Origin of the sequence: Microbacterium sp. K2 (assembly GCF_051365005.1) — a bacterium.
In the GTDB taxonomy this organism is placed as follows: Bacteria; Actinomycetota; Actinomycetes; order Actinomycetales; family Microbacteriaceae; genus Microbacterium; species Microbacterium foliorum_B.
Genome location: NZ_JBLWII010000001.1, coordinates 2,167,735 through 2,188,836, shown reverse-complemented (window position 1 = coordinate 2,188,836; position 21,102 = coordinate 2,167,735). Strand labels below are relative to the sequence as shown.

The window sequence follows — 21,102 nt, the reverse complement described above, 5'->3', positions numbered from 1 at the left end:
TAGCCGTTCGGCATCCGTCCTCGCACCTGGTTGCTTCTCGCGCTCACGCCCGGTAGCACGTCATGCACACGACGACGCCGGCCGCCCCGTGAGGAGCGACCGGCGCCGAGTGATCACCGACTGATCAGGGGATGGCCCTGCGGAAGGCGAGGAACGAGATGCCCGCGAGGACCGCGGTCGCGACGAGGCCCCACAGTGCGAGTCCGAGCGCGCCGGCGTCGAGGATCCCCCGCCACACCTCATCCCACAGCTCGAGTCTCGTGGCGAGGAAGGCCAGCCCCACGAGGATGAGGCCCAGACCGACACTCGCGATGGTGAGCACGGTGGGTCCCCAGCTCTTGTAGATCGTCGCCCCGGTGAAGCCGACGACGAACAGGAAGAGGGCGAGGGTGAAGTAGACGGTGAACGCCCCGAGCGGACCCGCCTCCCACAGCCACGGCAGGTAGAACACGTAGCCGTTGATGCCGTATCCGTTCGTCAGCGTCTCGATGCCGCCGCCGATCAGGAAGACGACGCCCATGAGCGCGCTTCCGAGGATGGCGGTGAGCAGCGTGCCGAAGTAGAAGTCGCGTCGGGTGATGCTCATCGCCTGCGAGAACGGGAAGGTCAGCGTCATCGCCGACAGCCCGATGGCGAAGAAGTACCAGAGCGGAGCCTGGCCGCCGCCGCCGTACTTCGGGCCCTCGGTCGGGATCATCGCGTAGATGAGTATCGAGATGACCACCGCGGAGCCGAGGATGATCAGCGGCACCCAGATGAACGTCTGCCGGTTGATCAGCTGCAGGCGGATGACGTTGAGTGTGCGTCGCATCAGCGGACCTCCTCTTTCGCGGCTGAGGCTCTGGTGGCAGAGCCCGCCTCGGCCTTCTGGGTGAGACGCACGATCAGCTGCTGCAGCGACACCGGAGCGAGATCGAGACCGGATGCCGTGACCTCGGCGCGGTCGGCGGCGGACAGCGCCCCGAGCACGGTGACGGAGGCGACTCGGCCGAGCGCCTCGCGGTGCAGCACCTCACGGTCGGAGGCCCAGGCGTCGACCTTGCCGGCCTCGCCGACCACGGTGACGGCGCGGTCGCGCACGGCATCCGTGTCTTCGTCGAGCAGGATCTTGCCGTTGTCGATCACGATGACCTTCTCGATGAGGTTCGACACCTCGTCGATCAGGTGCGACGACAGGATGATCGTGCGCGGGTGCTCGGCGTAGTCCTCGAGCAGCCGGTCGTAGAAGATCTGCCTGGCGACCGCGTCGAGTCCCAGGTAGGGCTCATCGAAGAAGGTCAGCTCGGCGCGGGAGGCGAGGCCGATGATGACCCCGACGGCCGAGAGCTGGCCGCGCGAGAGCTTCTTGATCGTCTGCTTCATCGGCAGCTGGAACTGCTCGATCAGTTCGTCGGCGAGCTCCTGGCTCCAGTTGCGGAAGAAGAGGCTGGCGGCCTTGAAGGCATGACGCGGGTAGGCGTCATCCGGGTACTTCTGGCTCTCGCGAACGAAGCAGACCCGGTTGAGGACGTGCGTGTTCTCGTAGGGGTGCTCGCCGAAGACGCGAACCGTGCCCGACGACTCGAAGTTCTGCGCGGTCAGGATCGACATGAGCGTGGTCTTGCCGGCTCCGTTGCGACCGAGCAGTCCGTAGATCGCTCCACCCTCGAGGGTGAGCGACACGTTGTCGAGCGCGTTCTTCTCCTTGTAGTGCTTGGTGAGGTTCTGCACCTCGATGACGGCGGTCATGCGGGGGTCGTCCCTTCTGTCTGTCGTGCCGATGATGTCTGTGGTTCCCGGGCCGCGCGCTCGCGGAGCAGTGCGGCGAGGTCGTCGGTGCCGAGCCCCAGCGTGCGGGCCTCGGTGAGGAGCGGGTCGATGTAGCGGTCGGCGAACGCGGCGCGGCGTTCGCCGAGCAGCAGGTCTTTCGCGCCGGTGGCGACGAACATGCCGATGCCGCGGCGCTTGTACAGAACTCCCTTGTCGGTGAGCATGGCGACTCCCTTCGCAGCCGTCGCGGGGTTGATCCGGTAGAAGCCGGCGAGCTCGTTCGTCGACGGGGCCTGTGCCTCTTCCTCGAGCGAGCCGTCGAGGATCGAGTCCTCGATCTGCTCGGCGATCTGGAGGAAGAGCGGCTTGCCTTCTTCGATCACGAGTCCTCCGCTGCGGTTAGTGGGTTAGTTACTCGACTAGATAACCACTGAACCTGCAGTGTGTCAACCCGTTTCTCGGGCAGGTAGCCAGGCGGGGTCAGTTCTGCATCCGAAAGGGCGCGTTGCGGTGCGAAATTGACCCCGCCTGGCTGGTGCGGTGCGAAATTGACCCCGCACGGCTGCTGGCCACGGCCGGTGCGGTGCGGAACTGACCCCGCCTCGCGGTGGCGGTGGTGGTGGCGGCGCGAGCGGTGTCAGCCGCGCAGGTCGCGCGCGCGGAAGGCGAAGACCGACGCCACGACGAACACGAGAGCCAGGCCCCAGGTGAGGGCGAGCCCACCGGCATCCACGCCCTCGGCGAGGGGCGGCTGACGGTACACCCAGGCGTACGGGGAGAGCGCGTTCAACCACTCGAGGTCGTCGGACTGTCGGGCGATCGCCTGCAGGACGTACCCGACCACGGCGATTCCTGCGCCGACGCCCGTCGCCCAGATGCGACGGCCGGTCGCTGCGCCGGCGAGCAGAGCGGCGGATGCCGTGAGGAAGGAGAGTCCGGTGAGCGCGGCGCTCGCACCGACGATCCGCCAGCCTTCGAGGCCGAGCTCGGCCGAGTCGTTCAACGCCCAGACGACGAGCCCCGCGAAGGCGCCGAGCCACAGCAGTCGCACGAGCACGGCGAAGGCCGACTCCAGTGCATACTGGCCTCGGCCGATGCCGTGTGCGAGGTCGAGTTCGGCCCGCCCGCTCTCTTCGGCGCCGGCGATGGCCGCCGAGCCCCAGGTCACCGCCGCGATCGTGAGCAGAAGGAAGCCGATCAGGCCGAAGAACGTGCTCTGCGCGTATCCGGCGCCGGTCGCGATCTGGTCGTAACCGAGGGTGTCGACGAGTTCCTTCGGCAGCGACGAGATCATGCCCTCGAGCTGGCCGTCGCCGGCGAGGCTCGGATACAGCGGCAGATAGAGGAACAGCACCGCGGCGAGACCCACGGTCCACCCGAGCAGGCTTCGCCAGGACTCGCGCAGACTGCGCCGGAACACCGGCAGGATGCCGTTCATCGCTGCTCCTCCCTGTCGCGCCGCGATCGTCGGGTCGCGGGTCGGGCGGATGCCGGAGCGGCAGAGGCGCCGTACAGACGCAGCACCGACTCCTCGAGGTCTGGTTCCTCCACGGTCAGATCGCGCACCTCGAACCGGGCGAGCACCTTGAGGAACGGGTCGATCGCGCCGTCGACGGTGCCAGACAGGCGCAGGACGCCGTCGGCATCGTGCACGTCGACCCCGGTGAGGCCGGGCACGCGGTCGAAGTCGGCGCGGGCGGATGCGGCATCCGACGTCGTGATCTCGACGCGCACCCGTCGGATCGAACCCAGCCGCAGCGAGGCGACGTCGCCGTCGGCGACAACTCGTCCGTTCGCGAGCACGGCGACCTCGTCGGCAGCCTGCTGGATCTCGCTGAGCACGTGCGAGCTCAACAGCACGGTCTGCCCTGCATCCTTCGCTTCGCGCACTATCTGCAGGAACTCTCGCTGTACCAGCGGGTCGAGACCGCTGGTGGGCTCGTCGAGGATCAGCAGCTCCGGGCGATGCATGAAGGCCTGGATCAGCCCGACCTTCTGCTTGTTGCCCTTCGACAGCGTGTGCACGGGGCGCGACAGGTCGACGCCGAGCCGGTCGGCCAGCTCGCGGCCGGTGCGCAGCGTCGTCGCAGAATCGCGCTCGCCCGAGACCTGGGCGTAGAACGCCAGCATCCGGTGTCCACTCGATCGCCCCTCGAGGTGCAGCTCGCCCGGCACGTAGCCGATGCGGCGGCGCAGCGCTGCGCCGCCGTGCCGGGGGTTCTCGCCGAGGACGCGCACCGAGCCGGATGACGGGCGGATGACGTCGACGAGTGTGCGGAGGGTCGTCGTCTTGCCGGCGCCGTTGGGGCCGATCAGCCCGAACACGGTGCCCGGTCGCACGTGCAGGTCGAGCTCGTGCAGCGCGATGCGACTGCCGTAGCGCTTCTGCAGACGGTCGATCTCGACGGTGTCGGTCATGATGCGTCTCCTCTCGGGGGGTTCCCCTCGGCCGCGAGTGCGTCTCGCGCGCCGTCGAGCAGTGCGGTCGTCGAATAGATGCCGTGCGTGAGCAGCTCGAGCGTCGGCAGGGTGGTGCGCAGGAGCCCCGCCGGGCTCAGCTGATCGGTCCCCAGTGCGCGAGCGATCTGCGCGCGCATGACGACGGGGGCGAGTCCGATCAGCGTCAGCAGCATCGTCGTCATCTCGGGGTCGCTCATCGGCTCGAGCATCCCGGCCTCGCGCTGATCGGCGAGCACATCGCGGGTGTTGGCCAGGAAGCTGTCGAACAGGCGATCGGCGGCGGCCGAGCCGTCGGCGAGCATGCGCGCGAGGTAGTCGATATAGGGGCCATAGCGCTCGAGGTCGTTGAGGGCGGTGCGGATGCGGTCGCGGGTGGGCGCGACGATGAGGTCGTGGTCCTCATCGATGAAGACACCGACGACATAGTCGTCGCATGCTGTGCGCAGAGCGTTCTTGTCGCCGAAGTGGTGCACGATCAGCGCGGGGCTGACGCCGGCCTCCCTGGCGATCGCGCGCATGCTCACTCCGTCGTATCCGTCGCGGGCGAAGGCGGCGATGGCGGTGTCGCGGATGCGGGCGCGAGCCGTGATGTCGTCAGAATCTGAACGCATGTACAGCAGACTAAACACGTGTTCAGTCTGTGTCAAGAGGGGGCGCTCCTAGTCTGGAGGGGTGGACTTCCCCTATAGCCGCCTGCGCCGCTGGCCCGACGTCGAGGCCGACAACCTCCAGGCCTACGACGCGACCGATCTGCTGCTCGTCGAGCGCGCGCTGTCGCTCGGGGTCGATGGGCGAGAGATCGCGGTCATCGGCGACGAGTACGGTGCGATCACGCTCGCGCTGACCTCGGCCGGGCTCGACGGGATCCGCGTGCACCAGGACCTGGCGACGGGGCGTCGCGCGCTGGCCCGCAACGCCGCGGAGCTCGATCTCGCAGGGTTCTCGTCGCACGAGCTCGATGCGACTCTGCTCGACGGCGCGCGACTCGTGCTGCTGCAGCTGCCCAAGGCGCTCTCAGAGCTCGAGGAGATCGCGGATGCCGTGGCTCGATGGGCAGCCCCCGATGCCGTGCTCGTCGCGGGCGGTCGTGTGAAGCACATGACGATCGCGCAGAACGAGGTGCTCGGACGCAGCTTCGCGCAGGTGCAGGCCGAACGCGCGGAGCGCAAGTCGCGGCTGGTCGCGGCATCCGCTCCTCGGCCGGTGCCTGGGGAGCCGCCGTTCCCGGTGACAGCGCGGCACGACGGCCTGGTGCTCGTCGCGCACGGCGGTGCCTTCGCGGGGGCACGCCTCGACATCGGCACCCGCGTGCTGCTCGACGTGCTCGGCCTCGCCGGTTCACAACTCAGGAAGAACACCTCGGCATCCGCCGAAAGCGGGCCGAATGCGCCCGAGAGCGCACGTTCTTCCGGAGTTGTGAACGACGGACATGTCAGCCCTGCCCCGGCCGTCGTCGATCTGGGCTGCGGAACGGGCGCACTCGCCGTGTCCTGCGCCCTCGCCCACCCTGAATCCCGGGTCATCGCCACCGATCGCTCCGCCGCGGCCGTCGCCTCCGCCCGCGCCACCGTCGCCGCCAACGGAGTCGCCGAACGCGTCACGGTCATGCACGACGACGCGGGTTCGGAGCTCGCCGACGCGAGTGCCGACATCGTGCTGCTCAACCCGCCGTTCCACCTCGGCAGCAGTGTGCACACCGGAGCCGCGACTCGTCTGTTCGAGGCCGCCGCCCGCATCCTCCGCCCCGGCGGCGAGCTGTTCACGGTCTTCAACTCGTCGCTCGGCTACCGCGCCGAGTTGACCCGGCTCATCGGCACGACCGAACAGGTGCATCGCACTCCGAAGTTCACGGTGACGCGCAGCATCCGGCGCTGACCGCACCCGCGCCACGCCCGACCGCGCACGCGCGTCCGAAACCCGCGCAATCCCCCGGTCAGCCGCCGAAACTGAACGCCGATAGAATTGCCGGATTTGCCCCTGACCGGCCATTTCATTACGTTGGTTGGTGGGCCTGACGGCCCGAAGACCAGTCCGCGATCACGTCCTTCTTTCGAATGTGCTGTGCTGCGAAGAGGCGTGGACGTACGGTCGATGCTCTATCGCGGTGGATCCGAAATCCGCCGTCCGCGCCGCCACAGCACCATGTCGAAACGGCCGGGAGGATCACCCGGGCGTAACCGAAGCAGGCTCAGCCACCCGAAGGCGAGCCGCAGGGGAAACGTGTCCGAAATCGCTCTTGAAGCGCGCAATCTGTACAAGGTGTTCGGGAAGAATCCGAGCAGTGCCGTCCGTCGACTGAAGGCCGGTGAGAGCAGATCCGAGGTCGGCGACGCAGGAACCGCCGCCGTCATCGACGCCAGTTTCACCGTGAACCGGGGCGAGATCTTCGTGATCATGGGCCTGTCGGGCTCCGGCAAATCCACCATCATCCGCATGCTCAACGGGCTGCATGACGCGACCGACGGATCCGTCGTCGTGAACGGCGACCCCATCACGGGAATCCCGTCGTCGCGTCTGCGTGAGATCCGCCGCGATCGCATCTCGATGGTGTTCCAGCACTTCGCACTGCTGCCGCACCGCACGGTCGCCGCGAACGTCGCCTACCCGCTCGAGCTCAAGGGCGTCGGCAAGGACGAGCGGCTGAAGAAGGCCGGCGAGATCCTCTCGCTCGTGGGTCTCGAGGGTCAGGCTGACAAGCTTCCCTCCGAGCTGTCCGGCGGAATGCAGCAGCGCGTGGGAATCGCTCGTGCGCTCGCCGCAGACTCCGACATCCTGCTCATGGACGAGGCGTTCAGCGCGCTCGACCCGCTGATCCGCCGCGAGATGCAGGAGCAGCTGCTCGAACTCCAGGAGAAGCTGCAGAAGACGATCGTCTTCATCACCCACGATCTCAATGAGGCGATGTTCCTCGGTGACCGCATCGCCGTGATGCGCGACGGTCGCATCGTGCAGATCGGCACGCCGGAGGACATCCTGATGGACCCGGCCAACGACTATGTCGAGCAGTTCGTGCAGGACGTCGACCGCGCCCGTGTGCTCACGGCAGCGAACGTCATGGAGCGCCCGCGCCCCGTCGTCGCCGACACCGCCGGCCCCCGCACAGCGCTGCGCCAGATGCGCGATGCGTTCATGTCGGCCACCTACGTCACGGGTCGCGATCGCAAGCTGCTCGGCATCGTCACCGACCGCGACGCCGTCAAGCTGGTGCGCCAGGGCGTCTCGACACTCGCGTCGATCATCAAGCCGGTGCCGCAGAGCGTCAGCGAGGACGAGGTCCTCATGAACCTCTTCATCCCGTCGGTGGAGTCGCCGCTGCCGCTGGCAGTGGTGGATGCCGCGGGACGCCTGACCGGTGTGATTCCGCGCATCACTCTGCTCGCCGCCCTGGGCCCCGGCCCCGGAGCGACCGGCGAGCTCACCCTGCCGCTTCTCCCGATGCCGCAGGCCGAGATCGATGCAGTGCTCGATGACGGGTGGACCGCCGACCCGGCGGACGCCGTGAAGACAGAGGAGGTGCGCTGATGGATGGTTTCCGCATTCCCCTCGGCACCTGGGTCGCGACCGGAGTCGACTGGATCAAGACGAACCTCGACGGTCTGCTCGACGTCATCTCGTTCGTCGTCAGCTTCCTGGTCGACGGGCTCACCCGTGCGCTGTTGAGCCCGCACTTCGTCGTCATCATCGTGATCGCCGCGTTCATCGCGTGGCTCGTGCGTTCGTGGCAGCTCGCGATCGGCACGGTCATCTCATTCGTGCTCATCGTGGCCATGGGCCTGTGGGTGCCGGCGATGCAGACGCTCGCCCTGGTGCTCGTCGCCGCGGTGATCGCGGTGCTGATCGCGGTGCCGCTCGGCATCTGGTCGGCCCGCAACGCCACCGTGCGTGCGGTGCTCAAGCCCGTGCTCGACTTCATGCAGACCATGCCGGCGTTCGTCTACCTGATTCCGGCGATCGTGTTCTTCAGCATCGGCGTGGTTCCCGGACTCGTCGCGACCGTGATCTTCGCGCTGCCTCCCGGCGTGCGACTGACCGAGCTCGGCATCCGCGGAGTCGACTCCGAGACCGTCGAGGCGGGCCAGGCGTTCGGCGCCAAGCCGGGTCAGATCCTGCGCGGCATCCAGCTTCCGCTCGCGATGCCGACCATTCTCGCCGGCGTCAACCAGGTCATCATGCTCGCGCTGTCGATGGCGGTCATCGCCGGTATGGCGGGTGCTGACGGCCTCGGAAAGATCGTCGTCGAGGCGATCTCGACCATCAACATCGCCAAGGGCGTCGAGGCCGGTCTGGGCGTCGTGCTCATCGCCGTCTTCCTCGACCGCGTCACGGCAGCGCTCGGCGACCTGGGCAGCAACCGCTCGTCTCTGCTCGGCCTGCTGGCGCGTCGTCGCACGCAGAAGCGCCTCGACGCGGCATCCGCCGAGGTGCCGGCGACAGCATCCGCCCCCGCATCGGCCGAGGCAGCCGCTGCGAAGGATGCCGAAGACGAGGCCGAGCGCATGAAGGCCTCCCCGCGCCGCGCCCCCGTCGGCGGCGGCGTGCACTGACTCATCCCTCCCACAAGAGAACACGCAACACAGCAGTACACAGCAACACAGCACAGACATACGGAACGAGAGAGATACACATGAAGAAGAAGCTCCTGACCATCGCGGCGATCGGCGCCGCAGCGACTCTGACCCTGGCCGGATGCAGCGGTGACGGCACCGGCGGTACCGGTGGCGGCACCGGCGGCGGCGACGCCGGATCGGGCGACAAGGGCACCATCACGCTGGGCTTCCTGCCCTCGTGGACCGACGGCCTGAGCACCGCATACCTGCTGCAGGACCAGCTCGAGAAGATCGGCTACACGGTCGAGATGAAGACGCTGACCGAGGCGGGCCCGCTGTACACCGGCCTCGCTCAGGGTGACGTCGACATCTACCCCTCGGCCTGGCCCGAGCTCACTCACGCCGAGTACATGAAGACCTATGGCGATGACATCGAAGACCTCGGCGCGTACTACGAGAACGCCAAGCTGACGCTGGCGGTTCCCGAGTACTCCGATCTGAACTCGATCGAGGACCTCGCGGGCAAGGGTGCCGAGCTCGACGGCAAGATCTTCGGCATCGAGCCGGGTGCCGGCCTCACGGCGCAGACCCAGAAGATGATGCCCGAGTACGGTCTCGACGGCGAGTACGAGCTCGTCACCTCGTCGACCGCGGCGATGCTCACCGAGCTGAAGTCCGCGACCGACAAGCAGGAGGACATCGTCGTGACGCTGTGGCGTCCGTTCTGGGCCAACGACGCCTTCCCCGTGAAGGACCTCGAAGACCCCAAGGGTGCCATGGGCGAGGCCGAGGCCCTGCACTTCCTCGGCACGAAGGGCTTCGCCGAGGAGTACCCCGAGGCGGCTGGGCTGATCGAGCAGATCAAGCTCGACGACGCGCAGTACGGCTCGCTCGAGGACATGGTCGTGAACGAGTTCGGCGAGGGCAAGGAAGCGGATGCCGTCGACGCATGGCTCGAAGAGCACGGCGACGACTTCGACTGGGTCGTCACCGAGTAAGAACACCCGCTGACTCCGCGCGGAGTTTCACTCCCGTCGCACGTCGTGTCGCTCCCCGGTCCGCCGGGCGACACGACATGCGACGGGAGTTCTGCGTTCGGGTGGGTCAGTAGCCGAGTCGGGCCCGTATGTCGTTGAGCAGCTGCGAGGAGCTCAGCGCCGCATCAGGGGCGACGGCGGAGATGCCCTGCACCAGCACATCCGAGATCAGGATGGCCGTGAGGCTCTCGGAGGTCAGCCCCGTGGGAGTGTGCGGTGCGGTCAGGATCGCATCGACGCGAGACGAGAGTCGCTCATGAAGCTCGTCGGTCACGAGGATCACGCTGGCACCCATCAACTGCGCGTGATCGAGGAGGACATCGATGTCGCGGGTGACCCGCCCGGGTGCGAAGACGACGAGGACGTCTTTCGCGCCGAGATTCATGACCTCGTCAGCGAGGCGGAATCCGTCGGTGCTGAGCCGCCGGGTGGTGAGGCCCGTGCGCCGTAGCCGGAGCGCGAGGTTCTCGGCGGCGATGCCGGAGGCCCCGAGGCCGTAGCAGTAGATGCTCTCGGCGCGCATGAGCAGCGCGATCGCAGCCGAGTAGGCGTCGTCGTCGTTCGAGGTGCGGGCGAGTTCGATGAGCGACGCGGCCTCATCCCAGGTCTCCTGCTGGATGCGGGCGAGATCCTGCCCGATGTGCTCGATGCGGGTCTTGAGCCGCACCTCGGGTGAGACGCTGCTCGAGAACGGGGCGGCGACCTCTTGCTTGAGATGCGAGAGACCCGAGTACCCGAGCTTCTGCAGGGTGCGGACGACGGACGCATTCGACGTGCCGCTCTGCGCCCCGAGTTCGGCGGCGCTCGCATAGAGGATGTGCTCGGCAGAGGTCGATGAGAGCACACGGCAGACGGCTCGCTCGGATTTCGAGAGGTCGTTCCACGTCTTGGTGATGCGCGCGCGGAGGCCGGAGAGAGCGGGGTTCTCTGTATCGCTTGTTACAAACGGTTCCATTGATGTATCATTCTGTTCGAGAGGCGCATCATCCGTAACGGATGGTTCAATCATCTCGGGTGCATCGACTATGCGCAACCGGCGCAGCTGACAGGGAGGTCACATGGCGGCCACGACACCGATCCGCACGATCGAGATCAGCGGAGCGCCCCGCGCACGCGGGCGCCAGTACGGCGAGGCTGCGGCGGGCCTCATCGCAGGGTCGATCGACTATTACACGGAAGCTCTCACGCAACAGACAGGCATGAGCTGGGTCGCGATCACGGACTCCGTCGCGCAATGGCTGCCGATCAGCGAGCAGATCGCGCCACATCTGATCGAGGAGATGCGCGGCATCGCCGAGGGTGCGGGTGTGACCTTCGCCGAGATCCTCACGCTGAACGTGCGCGGGGAGTTCGTCTACGACCACGCAGGCCCCGCGAGACGCGCGACCGCGGCAGTGCCTGAGCTCGAAGACGAACGCGATGCGGTCGACGGGTGCACGTCGTTCTTCCTGACCGGGGAGGGCAGCGGCACCGGGCACACCCTCGTCGGGCAGAACTGGGACTGGCGGACTCGTACCGCCGGGACGACCCTCATCGTCCGCGTCGTGCAGGATCCGCTTCCCACGGTGATCATGCAGGTCGAAGCCGGTCAGGTGGGTCGGCACGGCGCCAACTCCGCCGGCATCTCGCTGAATGCAAACGGGCTCGGCGGGAGTTTCGGGGCGGCGGTAGGAGTGCCGCAGACCCTGATCCGCCGGCTCGTGCTCGATCAGGGCGACATCGCGAGTGCGCTCAGGATGCTGGTGAAGACGCGCCCGCACATCGCGAGCAACGCACTGCTCGCGGACCGCAGCGGTTTCGGCATCGACCTGGAGACCACACCCAGCGGTGTGGATTGGATCTACCCCGAACGCGGTGTGATCGCGCACACGAACCATTTCCAGGCCTCGGTGCCGCCGCAGCTCGCAGGAGCATACCTCCCGGTGTCGGCTGACTCGCTGCTTCGTCTGCCCCGCGTTCAGGCGGGGCTCGCGGAGGTCGCGCATGCGGCGACGCCCGCGGAGAGCTACGAACTCGTGCGCACGGCGATGTCCGATCACATCGGTTTTCCCGAGGGCGTCTGCACCCACCCGCACCCCGACGCGCCCTCGGTCAAGCAGTGGTCGACGCTCCTCTCGAGCTGTGTCGATCTCACGACAGGCGAGTACCGAGTCGCGAACGGGTTCCCGTGCGAGACCGCATACGAGGTGCTGCCCTGGAATCTCTACGACGGCCCGCACGATGAGCTCGACCCCACCCGACAGACAGACTGACACGAGGAGCTAGCGTTCAATGAAGAAGCAGCATCACCCCATCACGTCGACGATCGGCGTGCTCGCCGCGTCGACATTCGTCCTCGCCGGTTGCAGCTCGGGCTCGAGCGGCGAGGACGCCGGCACCGAGCTCGACGTCCCGTTCGGCGCGACGACACCAGCCGCCTCCGGCCCGCTCGATACCGTGACGTGGATGCTCGGTGGAGAGCCGACGACGCTCGATTCCGACATCGATGCCACCACAGCCGACGACACGGTGCTCGCGAACGTCTGCGATCGGCTCATGCAGGTGCAGCCCGATCTCACGCTCGGCCACGGGCTCGCGTCGGACGCCCAGTGGACCGACGACACCCACCTCGTCTTCACGATCAGGCAGGATGCTCTCTTCCATGACGGGAGCCCGGTGAGCACCGCTGACGTCGTGTGGAGCATGCAACGTCACTCGGCGGAAGGCGCTGCCGAATCCGACGAGTACCGCAACGTGGTCTCGATCGAACAGACCGGCGACGACCAGATCACCGTCACGACGTCGCAGCCGGACGCCATCCTGCTGCAGGCGATGGCCGGCGATGGCGGCATCGTCTGGAACCCGCGTGTCATCGAAGCCGAAGGAGACGACTTCGGCAGCCCCGGCTCCGCCTCCGCGTGCAGCGGGCCGTATGAGGTGACCTCGTGGGATGCGGGGTCGCAGCTCACGATCACCAAGTTCGCCGACTATTGGAACCCCGATGTCGACGCCCTCACGAACGAGGTCGTCTTTCGCTGGGCCGATGAGACCGCGATTGCCAACTCGGTCACGACGGGCGAGGCGCAGGGATCCTTCCTCGAGAACGCCGGCGCTGCGAGGAGCTTCGTCGAGAGCGCCGATGTGTCGGTGTTCCAGGGTCCGTCGACGAACGCCTGGGTGCTCGAAACGACCGACCGTGGCGCGCTGAAGGATGAGCGCATCCGTCGGGCGCTCTCGCTCGCGCTCGACCGAACCGGTGTGGCCACCGCAGCCTTCGGGGGTCTCGCGCAGCCGTGGAAGACTCCGGTCGGTTCGGGGTCATGGGGCTACGAGGTCGACACGTTCGAGCAGGCCTATGACGCTCTCGAGGGAGCGCCTGCACAACCCAGCGAAGAAGATCTCGCGGCCGCCGAGGAGCTGATCGCCGATGCGGGCGCCCCGTCCGCCCCGATCGTGGTCGCCTCCAACGGCTCCTCGACGCACAACGTGATCGCGAACGCGCTCGTCGCCGCCGCGCAATCTATCGGGCTGGAGGCGGAGATCATCGTGATCCCGCAGGTGCAGTACGGCGACTTCTACTCCGACTCCGAGCTGCGGGGTCAGGCCGACCTGTGGCCCGACGAGTACTACATCTCGAAGAACGACCCACTCGGCTTCTACAAGAACGGCGCATCCGGTGCGAGCGTGAACTTCGGCGTCTTCTCCGACCCGGAATACGATGCGCTGGTCGATGAGGGCTACGCGGCGACGGATGACGCGGAGCGTGCCGAGATCACGACCGAGCTGCAGAGGCGCTGGGTCGAACATGCCGTATGGATCCCGGTCGTCGCGACCCCGTCGACGCTCATCATGTCGAACGACGTGACGGGCGTGCCGGCCTCCGCTGCCTTCATCTACTACCCGTGGGCCATCGACCTCGGCAGCACGGAGGAGTAGACGCGATGGCGTTCGCGATCCGCAAGCTCGCCGGCATGGTCTTCACGCTGGTGATCGCCTCCTTCATCATCTTCGCTGCGATGTATGCGGCACCGGGCGATCCGGTCACGTTCCTCATCGGCAACCCCGAGAACCTGACCCCGGAGCGGATCGCGAGCGTCCGCGCCCAGTACCACCTGGATGAGCCGATGCTCGCGCAGTACTGGCACTGGGCCTCCGGAGTGCTCACGGGCGACTTCGGACAGTCGTTCCAGTACCACCAGCCGGTGAGCGCGCTGCTCGCGGCGAGGGTGCCGATCACCCTGTCTCTCGTCGCCTACGCGGCCGTCCTGCTCACGGTATTCGGCATCGGGCTCGGCGTCGTCGCGGCCGTCCGTCGCGGAAAGGCGGCCGACACCGCCATCATCGGAGCCACGACCCTCGCCGCCAGTGTTCCCTCCTTCGTGCTGGGCATCGCGTTCGTCGCGCTCTTCGCCGTCGAGCTGCGATGGTTCCCCGTCGCCGGTGCGGGTTCAGCCGGTCTCGATCGTGTGTACGCTCTGACCCTTCCGGCGCTCACCCTCGCCATAACCGCGCTCGCGATCGTGAGCCGCGTGACGCGGCAGTCCATGATCGAGCAGTTCTCCTCCGAGCATGTCGAGGCCGCCCGCGCCTCGGGGCTTCGCGAGCGGTACATCGTGCGCGACCATGTCCTGCGCGGAGCCTGGGGGCCGATCATCACGATGGTCGCGCTCGTCATCGCGAGCATGATCGCCGGAACGGTCGCGGTCGAGACGGTGTTCGGGATCTCGGGCGTCGGCTCGCTCCTCGTCGATGCGATCAACACGCACGACTTCCCGGTCGTGCAAGCCGTGCTCCTCTTCATGGTCGTCGCGTACATGATCGTCACGACGATCGTCGATCTGCTCCTGCCCGTGCTCGACCCCCGCATCAGACGAAGGGTGGTGTCCGCATGACCTCGGTCCTTCCTCCACGCGTGCGCCGGCGCAGGCGATCCGGATCCGATGTCGGGTTCTGGATCTCCTCCGGCATCCTCGCGCTCATCACCGTGGCGGCCGTCTTCGCCCCGCTGCTCGCCCCCTATGACGCCGACGGCGTGGACTTCGCAGCGATCTGGCAAGGACCGAGCGCCCAGCACCTGCTCGGCACGGATCAACTCGGTCGCGATCTTCTCTCACGACTGCTCATCGGAGCAGGAGAGACCCTCATCGGTCCGGTGCTGCTGCTCGCGATCGCCACCGCCATCGGTGTGGCGATCGGTGTTCTGGCGGCATGGCGAGGGGGGTGGATCGACACGATCCTGGCGCGCATGACCGATGTGATGTTCGCGTTCCCCGGACTGCTCTTCGTCGTGCTCGTCATCGCCGTGTTCGGCAAGGGGCCGGCCACCGCGATCGTGGCGCTCGCGCTCGCCTACGCACCGGTCATCGCGAAGTACACCCGTAGCCTGGCGTTGAGCGAGATGACGCGGCCCTACATCGACGCGTACCGGGTGCAGGGACTCGGCGGGCTGATGATCTGCTTGCGCGGAGTCATCCCGAACCTGCTCCCGCCGCTCGTCGGGTACCTCGTCGTGCTCTTCGGCGAGGCACTCATGAGCCTCGCGACGCTCAGCTTCCTCGGGTTCGGGGCGCAGCCTCCGAGCTCCGAATGGGGCCTCATGGTGCACGAGGGACAGCCCGGCATCATCCAGGGCGAGTTCCTGCCGACGCTCGTCCCCGGTGCTGCCATCGCCATCGTCGTCATCGCGGTGAACGTCGCCGGTGTGCGAGTGGCCGACCGACTGCTTGCGAAGGGATGAGCGATGCTCCTCGATATCCATGACCTCGATCTCGCCTTCGGGCAGGGCGAAGATGCGGTGCGGATCCTTTCCGGCATCAGCCTCGGTGTGGACCGTGGCGAGCTCGTCGGACTCGTCGGAGAGTCGGGATCGGGCAAGTCCACGACGGTGCGCGCGGCCCTCGCTCTCTACGGCGATGAGGCGACGATCGCAGGAAGCATCCGCATCGACGGCATCCAGATGGTGGATGCCGACGAGAAGACGCGGCGTCGCGTGCGCTCCGCATCCGTCTCGCTGGTGCAGCAGGATCCACGCGCAGCGCTCAACCCCGTGCGCCGCATCGGCGACTCGCTCGCCGAAAGACTCGTCCGCGTGCACGGGTGGCAACGGCGCCGTGCCGACGCGCATATCGTCCAGCTCTTCGCCGCGGTGGGCCTGACCCATCCCGAGCGCCGTCTGCGGCAGTATCCCCACGAGCTCTCCGGCGGCATGCTTCAGCGAGTCGTCATCGCTTCGGCGCTGAGCACCGACCCGGCTCTCCTGCTCGCCGACGAGGCGACCAGCGCGCTCGACGTGACGACGCAGGCCGAGATCATCGCCATCTTCCAGCGGCAGATCCGCGAGCGTGGTCTCGGCATGCTCTTCATCACCCACGACCTGGCCCTCGCGGGAGCGATCTGCGACCGGATCCATGTGCTCAGGCAGGGCGAGATCGTCGAGACGCTGACGAAGCCGGGGCTCTTCGCGGATGCGGTTCACCCCTACACGCTCTCGCTGATCGCCGCCGCCCCTGTGCTCGACACGAAGGAGTCGTCATGAGTCTGGTGGAAGTCTCTGACCTGTATCGGGCCTTCCGCATGGGGCCGCGAACAGAACACGTCGTCGCCGTGAACAGGGTGAGTTTCAGCATCGAGGCAGGCGAGGCGCTCGGTCTCGTCGGAGAATCGGGATCGGGCAAGTCGACGATCGCCCGGATTCTCGTGGGCCTCGAGCACGCCGACGCGGGGAGCGCGGTGATCGACGGTGTCGACCGCCTCAGTCGGACGCGGGGCAGGGCCGAGCGTCTCGCGCGGGCTCGAGCGGTGCAGATGGTGTTCCAGGATCCGAACGGGTCGCTCGATCGCAGGCTGACGGTGCGGGAGGCGCTGCGGCGAACCCTGCGGCTGAGAGAACAGCCTGCGGATCCGCACCCCGACCGCACGATCGCAGAGCTGCTCGATCGCGTGCGACTCACCGAGCGGCATGCCGACGCCAAGCCCCACGAGCTCTCGGGCGGTCAGCGACAGCGCGTCGCAATCGCGCGGGCCCTCGCCGTCTCTCCCCGCCTCGTCGTGCTCGACGAGGCGGTGTCGGCACTCGATGTCTCCGTGCAGGCGCAGGTGCTCGAACTCCTCGCCGAGATCCAGCGTGAGTCCGGCGTGAGCTATCTGTTCGTCAGTCACGACCTCGCCGTGATCCGCGAACTCTGCTCCCGCGTCCTCGTGCTGTTCCGCGGCACCGTGGTCGAGCAGGGTGACACGGGGCAGGTGCTGACGAGTCCCGAGCATCCCTACTCGCAGCTTCTGATCGCGTCGACGCCCGGCCCGGGGTGGGATCCCGAGCGAGTCGTGAGTGACCGCATGACGTTCACTCAGCGCATGGAGGTCGTCGGCCGCGGAGAGCAGGGCTAGGTCGCAGTCCCGCAACCCCCTCCGCGGCGCGGTGCCGCGAGCGTAGCCTGTGCTCGTGGACGGGTTCGCGGCGGTCGACTTCGGGTTCGCTCGCGAGGTCCTGCAGCGGGGCATCGCGGCGCTGTATCTCGTCGCGTTCCTCTCGACCCTGAATCAGTTCCGGGCGCTCCTCGGTGAGCACGGACTGCTGCCGGCGCCGGTGCTGCTCGACTGGATCGGCGACAAGAGCGAGCGGCGGCGGATGCTGCATCCGACCCTCTTCGTCCGCATCCGATACTCCGATCGGCGACTCGTGCTGCTCTGCGGGGCAGGGATCGTCATGTCGGCGCTGCTCGTGATCGGCGTCCCGCAGTGGGGTCCGCCGTGGGTGCCGATGCTGTGCTTCCTCGCGCTGTGGCTCGGATACATGTCGGTGGTCAGCATCGGTCAGACCTTCTACTCGTTCGGCTGGGAGATGCTGCTGCTCGAGGCGGGGTTCTTGGCCGCGTTCCTCGGCTCGAACGACCAGCCGCCGCCGACCGTCGTGATCGTGCTGTTCTGGTGGCTGCTGTTCCGGGTCGAGTTCGGTGCCGGCATGATCAAGATCCGTGGTGGGCAGGAGTGGCGCGACCTCACCGCTCTGACCTATCACCACGAGACGCAGCCGATGCCCGGGCCGCTCAGCCGTCAGGCGCATCTGCTGCCCCGGTGGTTCCACCGCGGCGAGGTCGTCGGCAACCACTTCGCGCAGCTCGTGGTGCCCTTCTTCGTGTTCGCGCCGCTGCTGTCGGTGTGGGTTCCCGGGCCGGTGCCGCAGATCGTCGGGGCTGTCGCCGCCGTCATCGTGATCGCGACTCAGGTGTGGCTCGTCGCCACCGGCAACTTCGCGTGGCTGAACTGGGTGACGATCGTCATCGCGTTCTCGGCGATCGGGATGCCGGGGGTCGGGGTGCCGGTCGCTGAGCGACCGGACCCGGACGGGACTCTCTGGCCCGGCATCCCGCTGTACTGGTTCGTGATCACCACGGCCGTCGGGCTGCTCGTCGTGGCACTGAGCTGGCCGGCGGTGCGCAATCTGTTCGCGCACCGTCAGCTGATGAACGCGAGCTTCAACCGGTGGCAGATCGGCAACGCCTACGGCGCGTTCGGCACAGTGACCAAGGAGCGCATCGAGATCGTGGTCGAGGGATCGGTCGACGACGACGGGCTGCTGTGGCGTGAATACGAGTTCAAGGGAAAGCCGGGCGATGTGCGTCGCATCCCCCGCCAGTTCGCGCCGTACCACCTGCGACTCGACTGGCTGATGTGGTTTCTGCCGCTCGGGCGCTCACTCGACGACTGGTTCACGGTGTTCCTGCTGCGGCTGCTCGAAGCCGATGCTCCGACGCTCGCCCTGCTGCGCACCGATCCATTCGACGGCGAGCAGCCGCGCTGGGTGCGAGCGGTGTCGTACCGCTACCGCTTCGCGACCCGAGCCGAACGGCGCTCCGACGGTGTGGTGTGGGTGCGCACGCGGCAGCGCATCGTGCTCGGGCCCCTCGGGTTGAAGTAGGACGGGTGGGGGCCTCCTCCCCACGGCGCGAGACAGAACCGACGCCGAGCGCGGCGAAACGCCCCGGCCGGGCGCGGGGCCCGGACGGAGCGTTCCGTCTCACTGCAGACGTTCAACTGACCTTCTTGCGGTACGCGATGATCGCGAACACGTAGGCGACGATCAGGATGCCGACGCACCAGGCGAGGGCGACCCAGATCTCGGTGCCGACGGGCTTCTCGGCGAACAGCGCCTGAATGGTGTCGACGATCGAGGTGACCGGCTGATTCTCGGCGAACCACTGCACCGGACCCGGCATGGTCTCGGTCGGCACGAACGCCGAGCTGATGAAGGGCAGGAAGATCAGCGGATACGAGAATGCGCTCGCCCCGTCGACCGTCTTCGCACTCAGACCGGCGATGATGGCCAGCCAGGTGAGGGCGAGGGTGAAGAGGAACAGGATGCCGATGACGGCGAGCCACGCGAGCGGGCCGGCTCCGGTGCGGAATCCCATCAGGAATCCGACGCCGAAGATGATCGCCAGCGTGATGCCGTTGGCGGTGAGCGACGTGAGGACGTGCGCCCAGAGCACGCTCGATCGCGCGATCGGCATGGAGTGGAACCGTTCGAAGATGCCGCTCTGCAGATCGTTGAAGAGCCGGAAGGCCGTGTAGGCGATGCCGGACGCGATGGCGATGAGCAGGATGCCGGGAAGCAGGTAGTTCACGTAGTTCTCGGCGCCGGTGCTCTCGCGGAGCGCACCGCCGAAGACGTACACGAACAGCAGCATCAGCGCGACCGGCGTGACCGCCGTGGTGATGATGGTGTCGGGACTGCGGAAGATGTGCCGCATCGAGCGGCCGGTGAGTGTCGCGGTGTCGGCGACGAAGTGCGTGCTCATGCTGCGCTCTCCTTTCCGGTTGCGGGACCCGACTTCGGGCCGACGAGGGTGAGGAAGATCTCCTCGAGGGTGGGCTGCTTCTCGACGTACTCGACCTTGGCCGCGGGCAGCAGGCGCTTGAGCTCTGCGAGGGTGCCGTTCGCGATGATGCGGCCCTCGTGGAGGATCGCGATGCGGTCGGCCAGCTGCTCGGCCTCATCGAGGTACTGCGTGGTGAGCAGCACCGTGGTGCCGGTGTTCGCGAGCTCTGTGATGACGTCCCACACCTCGATGCGCGACTCGGGGTCGAGTCCGGTCGTCGGCTCGTCGAGGTAGATGACCTCGGGGTGTCCGACCAGGCTCATGGCGATGTCGAGACGACGGCGCATGCCGCCTGAATAGGTGCCGACCTTGCGCGCGCCGGCATCCGTCAGGCGGAACCGCGCGAGCAGGTCGTCTGCCACCGTCGCGGCGTCGGGCAGGTGCCGCAGCTTCGCGACGAGCACGAGGTTCTCTCGTCCGGTCAGGATCTCGTCGACCGCGGCGAACTGGCCGGTGAGGCTGATCTTCTGCCGCACGGCGAGCGGGTCGGCGGTGACGTCGACTCCCTGCACGACGGCCGTGCCGGCATCCGACTTCAGCAGTGTGGAGAGGATGCGCACCACGGTGGTCTTGCCTGCGCCGTTCGAGCCGAGCAGGGCGAAGATGGATCCCTTCTCGACCTCGAAGTCGACGCCGCGCAGCACGTGAAGATCCTTGTAGGACTTCTCGAGGCCGCGAACGGCGATGGCGGGGCTGGTCATGATCGTGTCTCCTTCTTCTTCGCGTCGTCGACCGCCGCGGTCAGGCGGGCGCGTTCCTTGTCGATCCAGTGGGTTCCGCCGTACGCCTCGGCGTAGGTCTCGGCGAAGGCGACGGGGTCGTCGCCGACGATGTCGCCGATCGGGGTGCTGTCGATGGCGGCGCGCTCCCACAGGTCGGCGAGATCGAGGAAGATCTGCACGAGGATGTCGCCGTCGGTGATGCCGCCGTAGTACATCGTGTAGCGGTGCTGGGCGTTGGCGACCGTGCGATAGGGCTCGGGGAGCGCGTCGATGCGCTTCTTCGCATCGCGGTATTGCTTCTTCTGCTCGAGCGATCCGGTGAGCGCTTCGATCCACTTGGCGGCCATGTCAGTTCTCCTTGTTGGTCGTGTCGGTGTTGGTCTTGTCGTCGGTGCGCAGGCTGTCGATGCGCTGCGTGAGGAAGCTCCAGGTCTTCCAGAACTCGTCGAGCTCCTGCGTTCCCGCCGGGTTGAGGGAGTACACCTTGCGGGGCGGCCCCTTCTCGCTCGGCACCTTCTCGACGTCGACGAGCTTCTTCTGCTCGACGCGCACGAGCAGGGCGTAGATCGTGCCCTCGGCGATGTCGGTGAATCCGTGGTCACGCACGCGGGTGGTGATCTCGTATCCGTAGGCCGGCTGCTCGGCGAGGAGAGCCAGCACGATGCCCTCCAGGGTGCCCTTGAGCATCTCGGTCATCTGCTTGCCCATGAAGGCCTCCTCTCGTTGGTCG

General features: G+C 67.4%; 22 protein-coding genes. 11 read left to right on the top strand and 11 right to left on the bottom strand.

Going from position 1 to position 21,102, the window contains the following annotated elements; genetic code table 11:
• Positions 1-124 precede the first annotated feature (124 nt).
• The 6 genes from ACLKOY_RS10625 to ACLKOY_RS10600 form a co-directional block, all read right to left on the bottom strand.
• Entirely contained in the window at positions 125-811 is a 687-nt protein-coding gene (locus tag ACLKOY_RS10625) for a hypothetical protein (RefSeq protein WP_436453596.1), read from the bottom strand.
• Positions 811-1,728 carry an ABC transporter ATP-binding protein gene (locus ACLKOY_RS10620; protein ID WP_436453595.1) on the bottom strand — a complete coding sequence of 306 codons (918 nt, stop codon included), beginning with the start codon at positions 1,726-1,728 and terminating at the stop codon, positions 811-813. The genes ACLKOY_RS10625 and ACLKOY_RS10620 overlap by 1 nt, the downstream gene beginning before the upstream one ends.
• Positions 1,725-2,132 carry a GntR family transcriptional regulator gene (locus ACLKOY_RS10615; RefSeq protein ID WP_436453594.1) on the bottom strand — a complete coding sequence of 136 codons (408 nt, stop codon included), beginning with the start codon at positions 2,130-2,132 and terminating at the stop codon, positions 1,725-1,727. Before ACLKOY_RS10615 ends, ACLKOY_RS10620 begins: the two co-directional genes overlap by 4 nt.
• A 254-nt stretch (positions 2,133-2,386) precedes the next feature.
• Positions 2,387-3,187 (bottom strand): ABC transporter permease subunit, encoded by an 801-nt coding sequence (locus tag ACLKOY_RS10610; protein ID WP_436453593.1) that lies wholly within the window; start codon positions 3,185-3,187, stop codon positions 2,387-2,389.
• A complete protein-coding gene (locus ACLKOY_RS10605) occupies positions 3,184-4,167 on the bottom strand; it encodes an ABC transporter ATP-binding protein (RefSeq protein ID WP_436453592.1) in 984 nt (327 codons plus the stop codon). Before ACLKOY_RS10605 ends, ACLKOY_RS10610 begins: the two co-directional genes overlap by 4 nt.
• Positions 4,164-4,820 (bottom strand): TetR/AcrR family transcriptional regulator, encoded by a 657-nt coding sequence (locus tag ACLKOY_RS10600; protein WP_436453591.1) that lies wholly within the window; start codon positions 4,818-4,820, stop codon positions 4,164-4,166. Before ACLKOY_RS10600 ends, ACLKOY_RS10605 begins: the two co-directional genes overlap by 4 nt.
• A 61-nt stretch (positions 4,821-4,881) precedes the next feature.
• Here ACLKOY_RS10600 and ACLKOY_RS10595 point away from each other — a divergent pair, with 61 nt between their 5' ends.
• The 4 genes from ACLKOY_RS10595 to ACLKOY_RS10580 all read left to right on the top strand — a co-directional run bounded on the left by ACLKOY_RS10595 (position 4,882) and on the right by ACLKOY_RS10580 (position 9,754).
• Positions 4,882-6,084: a class I SAM-dependent methyltransferase gene (locus ACLKOY_RS10595; RefSeq protein WP_436453590.1), complete on the top strand. Its 1,203-nt coding sequence runs from the start codon at positions 4,882-4,884 to the stop codon at positions 6,082-6,084.
• Positions 6,085-6,429: 345 nt separating this feature from the next.
• Positions 6,430-7,731 carry a quaternary amine ABC transporter ATP-binding protein gene (locus tag ACLKOY_RS10590; protein ID WP_436453589.1) on the top strand — a complete coding sequence of 434 codons (1,302 nt, stop codon included), beginning with the start codon at positions 6,430-6,432 and terminating at the stop codon, positions 7,729-7,731.
• Complete coding sequence (locus tag ACLKOY_RS10585; protein WP_436453588.1) at positions 7,731-8,753, top strand: ABC transporter permease; 1,023 nt, start codon at positions 7,731-7,733, stop codon at positions 8,751-8,753. The genes ACLKOY_RS10590 and ACLKOY_RS10585 overlap by 1 nt, the downstream gene beginning before the upstream one ends.
• Positions 8,754-8,833: 80 nt before the next feature.
• Positions 8,834-9,754, top strand: coding sequence for a glycine betaine ABC transporter substrate-binding protein (locus ACLKOY_RS10580; RefSeq protein ID WP_436453587.1), 921 nt, complete (start codon positions 8,834-8,836; stop codon positions 9,752-9,754).
• 106 nt (positions 9,755-9,860) lie between these two features.
• On the opposite strand, the gene ACLKOY_RS10575 is transcribed toward ACLKOY_RS10580, so the two are convergent.
• Positions 9,861-10,748 carry a MurR/RpiR family transcriptional regulator gene (locus ACLKOY_RS10575; protein WP_436453586.1) on the bottom strand — a complete coding sequence of 296 codons (888 nt, stop codon included), beginning with the start codon at positions 10,746-10,748 and terminating at the stop codon, positions 9,861-9,863.
• 103 nt (positions 10,749-10,851) lie between these two features.
• Between ACLKOY_RS10575 and ACLKOY_RS10570 the strand changes: the two genes are divergently transcribed.
• The 7 genes from ACLKOY_RS10570 to ACLKOY_RS10540 are packed head-to-tail and all read left to right on the top strand — an operon-like array spanning position 10,852 to position 18,689.
• Positions 10,852-12,045 carry a C45 family autoproteolytic acyltransferase/hydolase gene (locus ACLKOY_RS10570; protein WP_436453585.1) on the top strand — a complete coding sequence of 398 codons (1,194 nt, stop codon included), beginning with the start codon at positions 10,852-10,854 and terminating at the stop codon, positions 12,043-12,045.
• Positions 12,046-12,064: 19 nt separating this feature from the next.
• Complete coding sequence (locus ACLKOY_RS10565) at positions 12,065-13,708, top strand: ABC transporter substrate-binding protein (RefSeq protein ID WP_436453584.1); 1,644 nt, start codon at positions 12,065-12,067, stop codon at positions 13,706-13,708.
• A gap of 5 nt (positions 13,709-13,713) precedes the next feature.
• Complete coding sequence (locus ACLKOY_RS10560; protein WP_436453583.1) at positions 13,714-14,664, top strand: ABC transporter permease; 951 nt, start codon at positions 13,714-13,716, stop codon at positions 14,662-14,664.
• Complete coding sequence (locus tag ACLKOY_RS10555) at positions 14,661-15,509, top strand: ABC transporter permease (RefSeq protein WP_436453582.1); 849 nt, start codon at positions 14,661-14,663, stop codon at positions 15,507-15,509. Before ACLKOY_RS10560 ends, ACLKOY_RS10555 begins: the two co-directional genes overlap by 4 nt.
• A gap of 3 nt (positions 15,510-15,512) precedes the next feature.
• Complete coding sequence (locus ACLKOY_RS10550; protein WP_436453581.1) at positions 15,513-16,307, top strand: ABC transporter ATP-binding protein; 795 nt, start codon at positions 15,513-15,515, stop codon at positions 16,305-16,307.
• Positions 16,304-17,158 carry an ABC transporter ATP-binding protein gene (locus tag ACLKOY_RS10545; RefSeq protein WP_436453580.1) on the top strand — a complete coding sequence of 285 codons (855 nt, stop codon included), beginning with the start codon at positions 16,304-16,306 and terminating at the stop codon, positions 17,156-17,158. The genes ACLKOY_RS10550 and ACLKOY_RS10545 overlap by 4 nt, the downstream gene beginning before the upstream one ends.
• Before the next feature lie 55 nt (positions 17,159-17,213).
• Entirely contained in the window at positions 17,214-18,689 is a 1,476-nt protein-coding gene (locus ACLKOY_RS10540; protein ID WP_436453579.1) for a lipase maturation factor family protein, read from the top strand.
• A 112-nt stretch (positions 18,690-18,801) separates the two neighbouring features.
• Here ACLKOY_RS10540 and ACLKOY_RS10535 read toward each other — a convergent pair whose 3' ends face one another.
• From ACLKOY_RS10535 to ACLKOY_RS10520, 4 genes are read right to left on the bottom strand one after another with little or no spacing between them, the layout of a single operon-like run.
• Positions 18,802-19,569, bottom strand: coding sequence for an ABC transporter permease (locus ACLKOY_RS10535; RefSeq protein ID WP_436453578.1), 768 nt, complete (start codon positions 19,567-19,569; stop codon positions 18,802-18,804).
• A complete protein-coding gene (locus ACLKOY_RS10530) occupies positions 19,566-20,351 on the bottom strand; it encodes an ABC transporter ATP-binding protein (RefSeq protein WP_436453577.1) in 786 nt (261 codons plus the stop codon). The genes ACLKOY_RS10535 and ACLKOY_RS10530 overlap by 4 nt, the downstream gene beginning before the upstream one ends.
• Positions 20,348-20,719, bottom strand: coding sequence for a DUF1048 domain-containing protein (locus ACLKOY_RS10525; RefSeq protein ID WP_436453576.1), 372 nt, complete (start codon positions 20,717-20,719; stop codon positions 20,348-20,350). The genes ACLKOY_RS10530 and ACLKOY_RS10525 overlap by 4 nt, the downstream gene beginning before the upstream one ends.
• A 1-nt stretch (position 20,720) precedes the next feature.
• Positions 20,721-21,080, bottom strand: coding sequence for a PadR family transcriptional regulator (locus tag ACLKOY_RS10520; RefSeq protein ID WP_436453575.1), 360 nt, complete (start codon positions 21,078-21,080; stop codon positions 20,721-20,723).
• Positions 21,081-21,102: the final 22 nt, after the last annotated feature.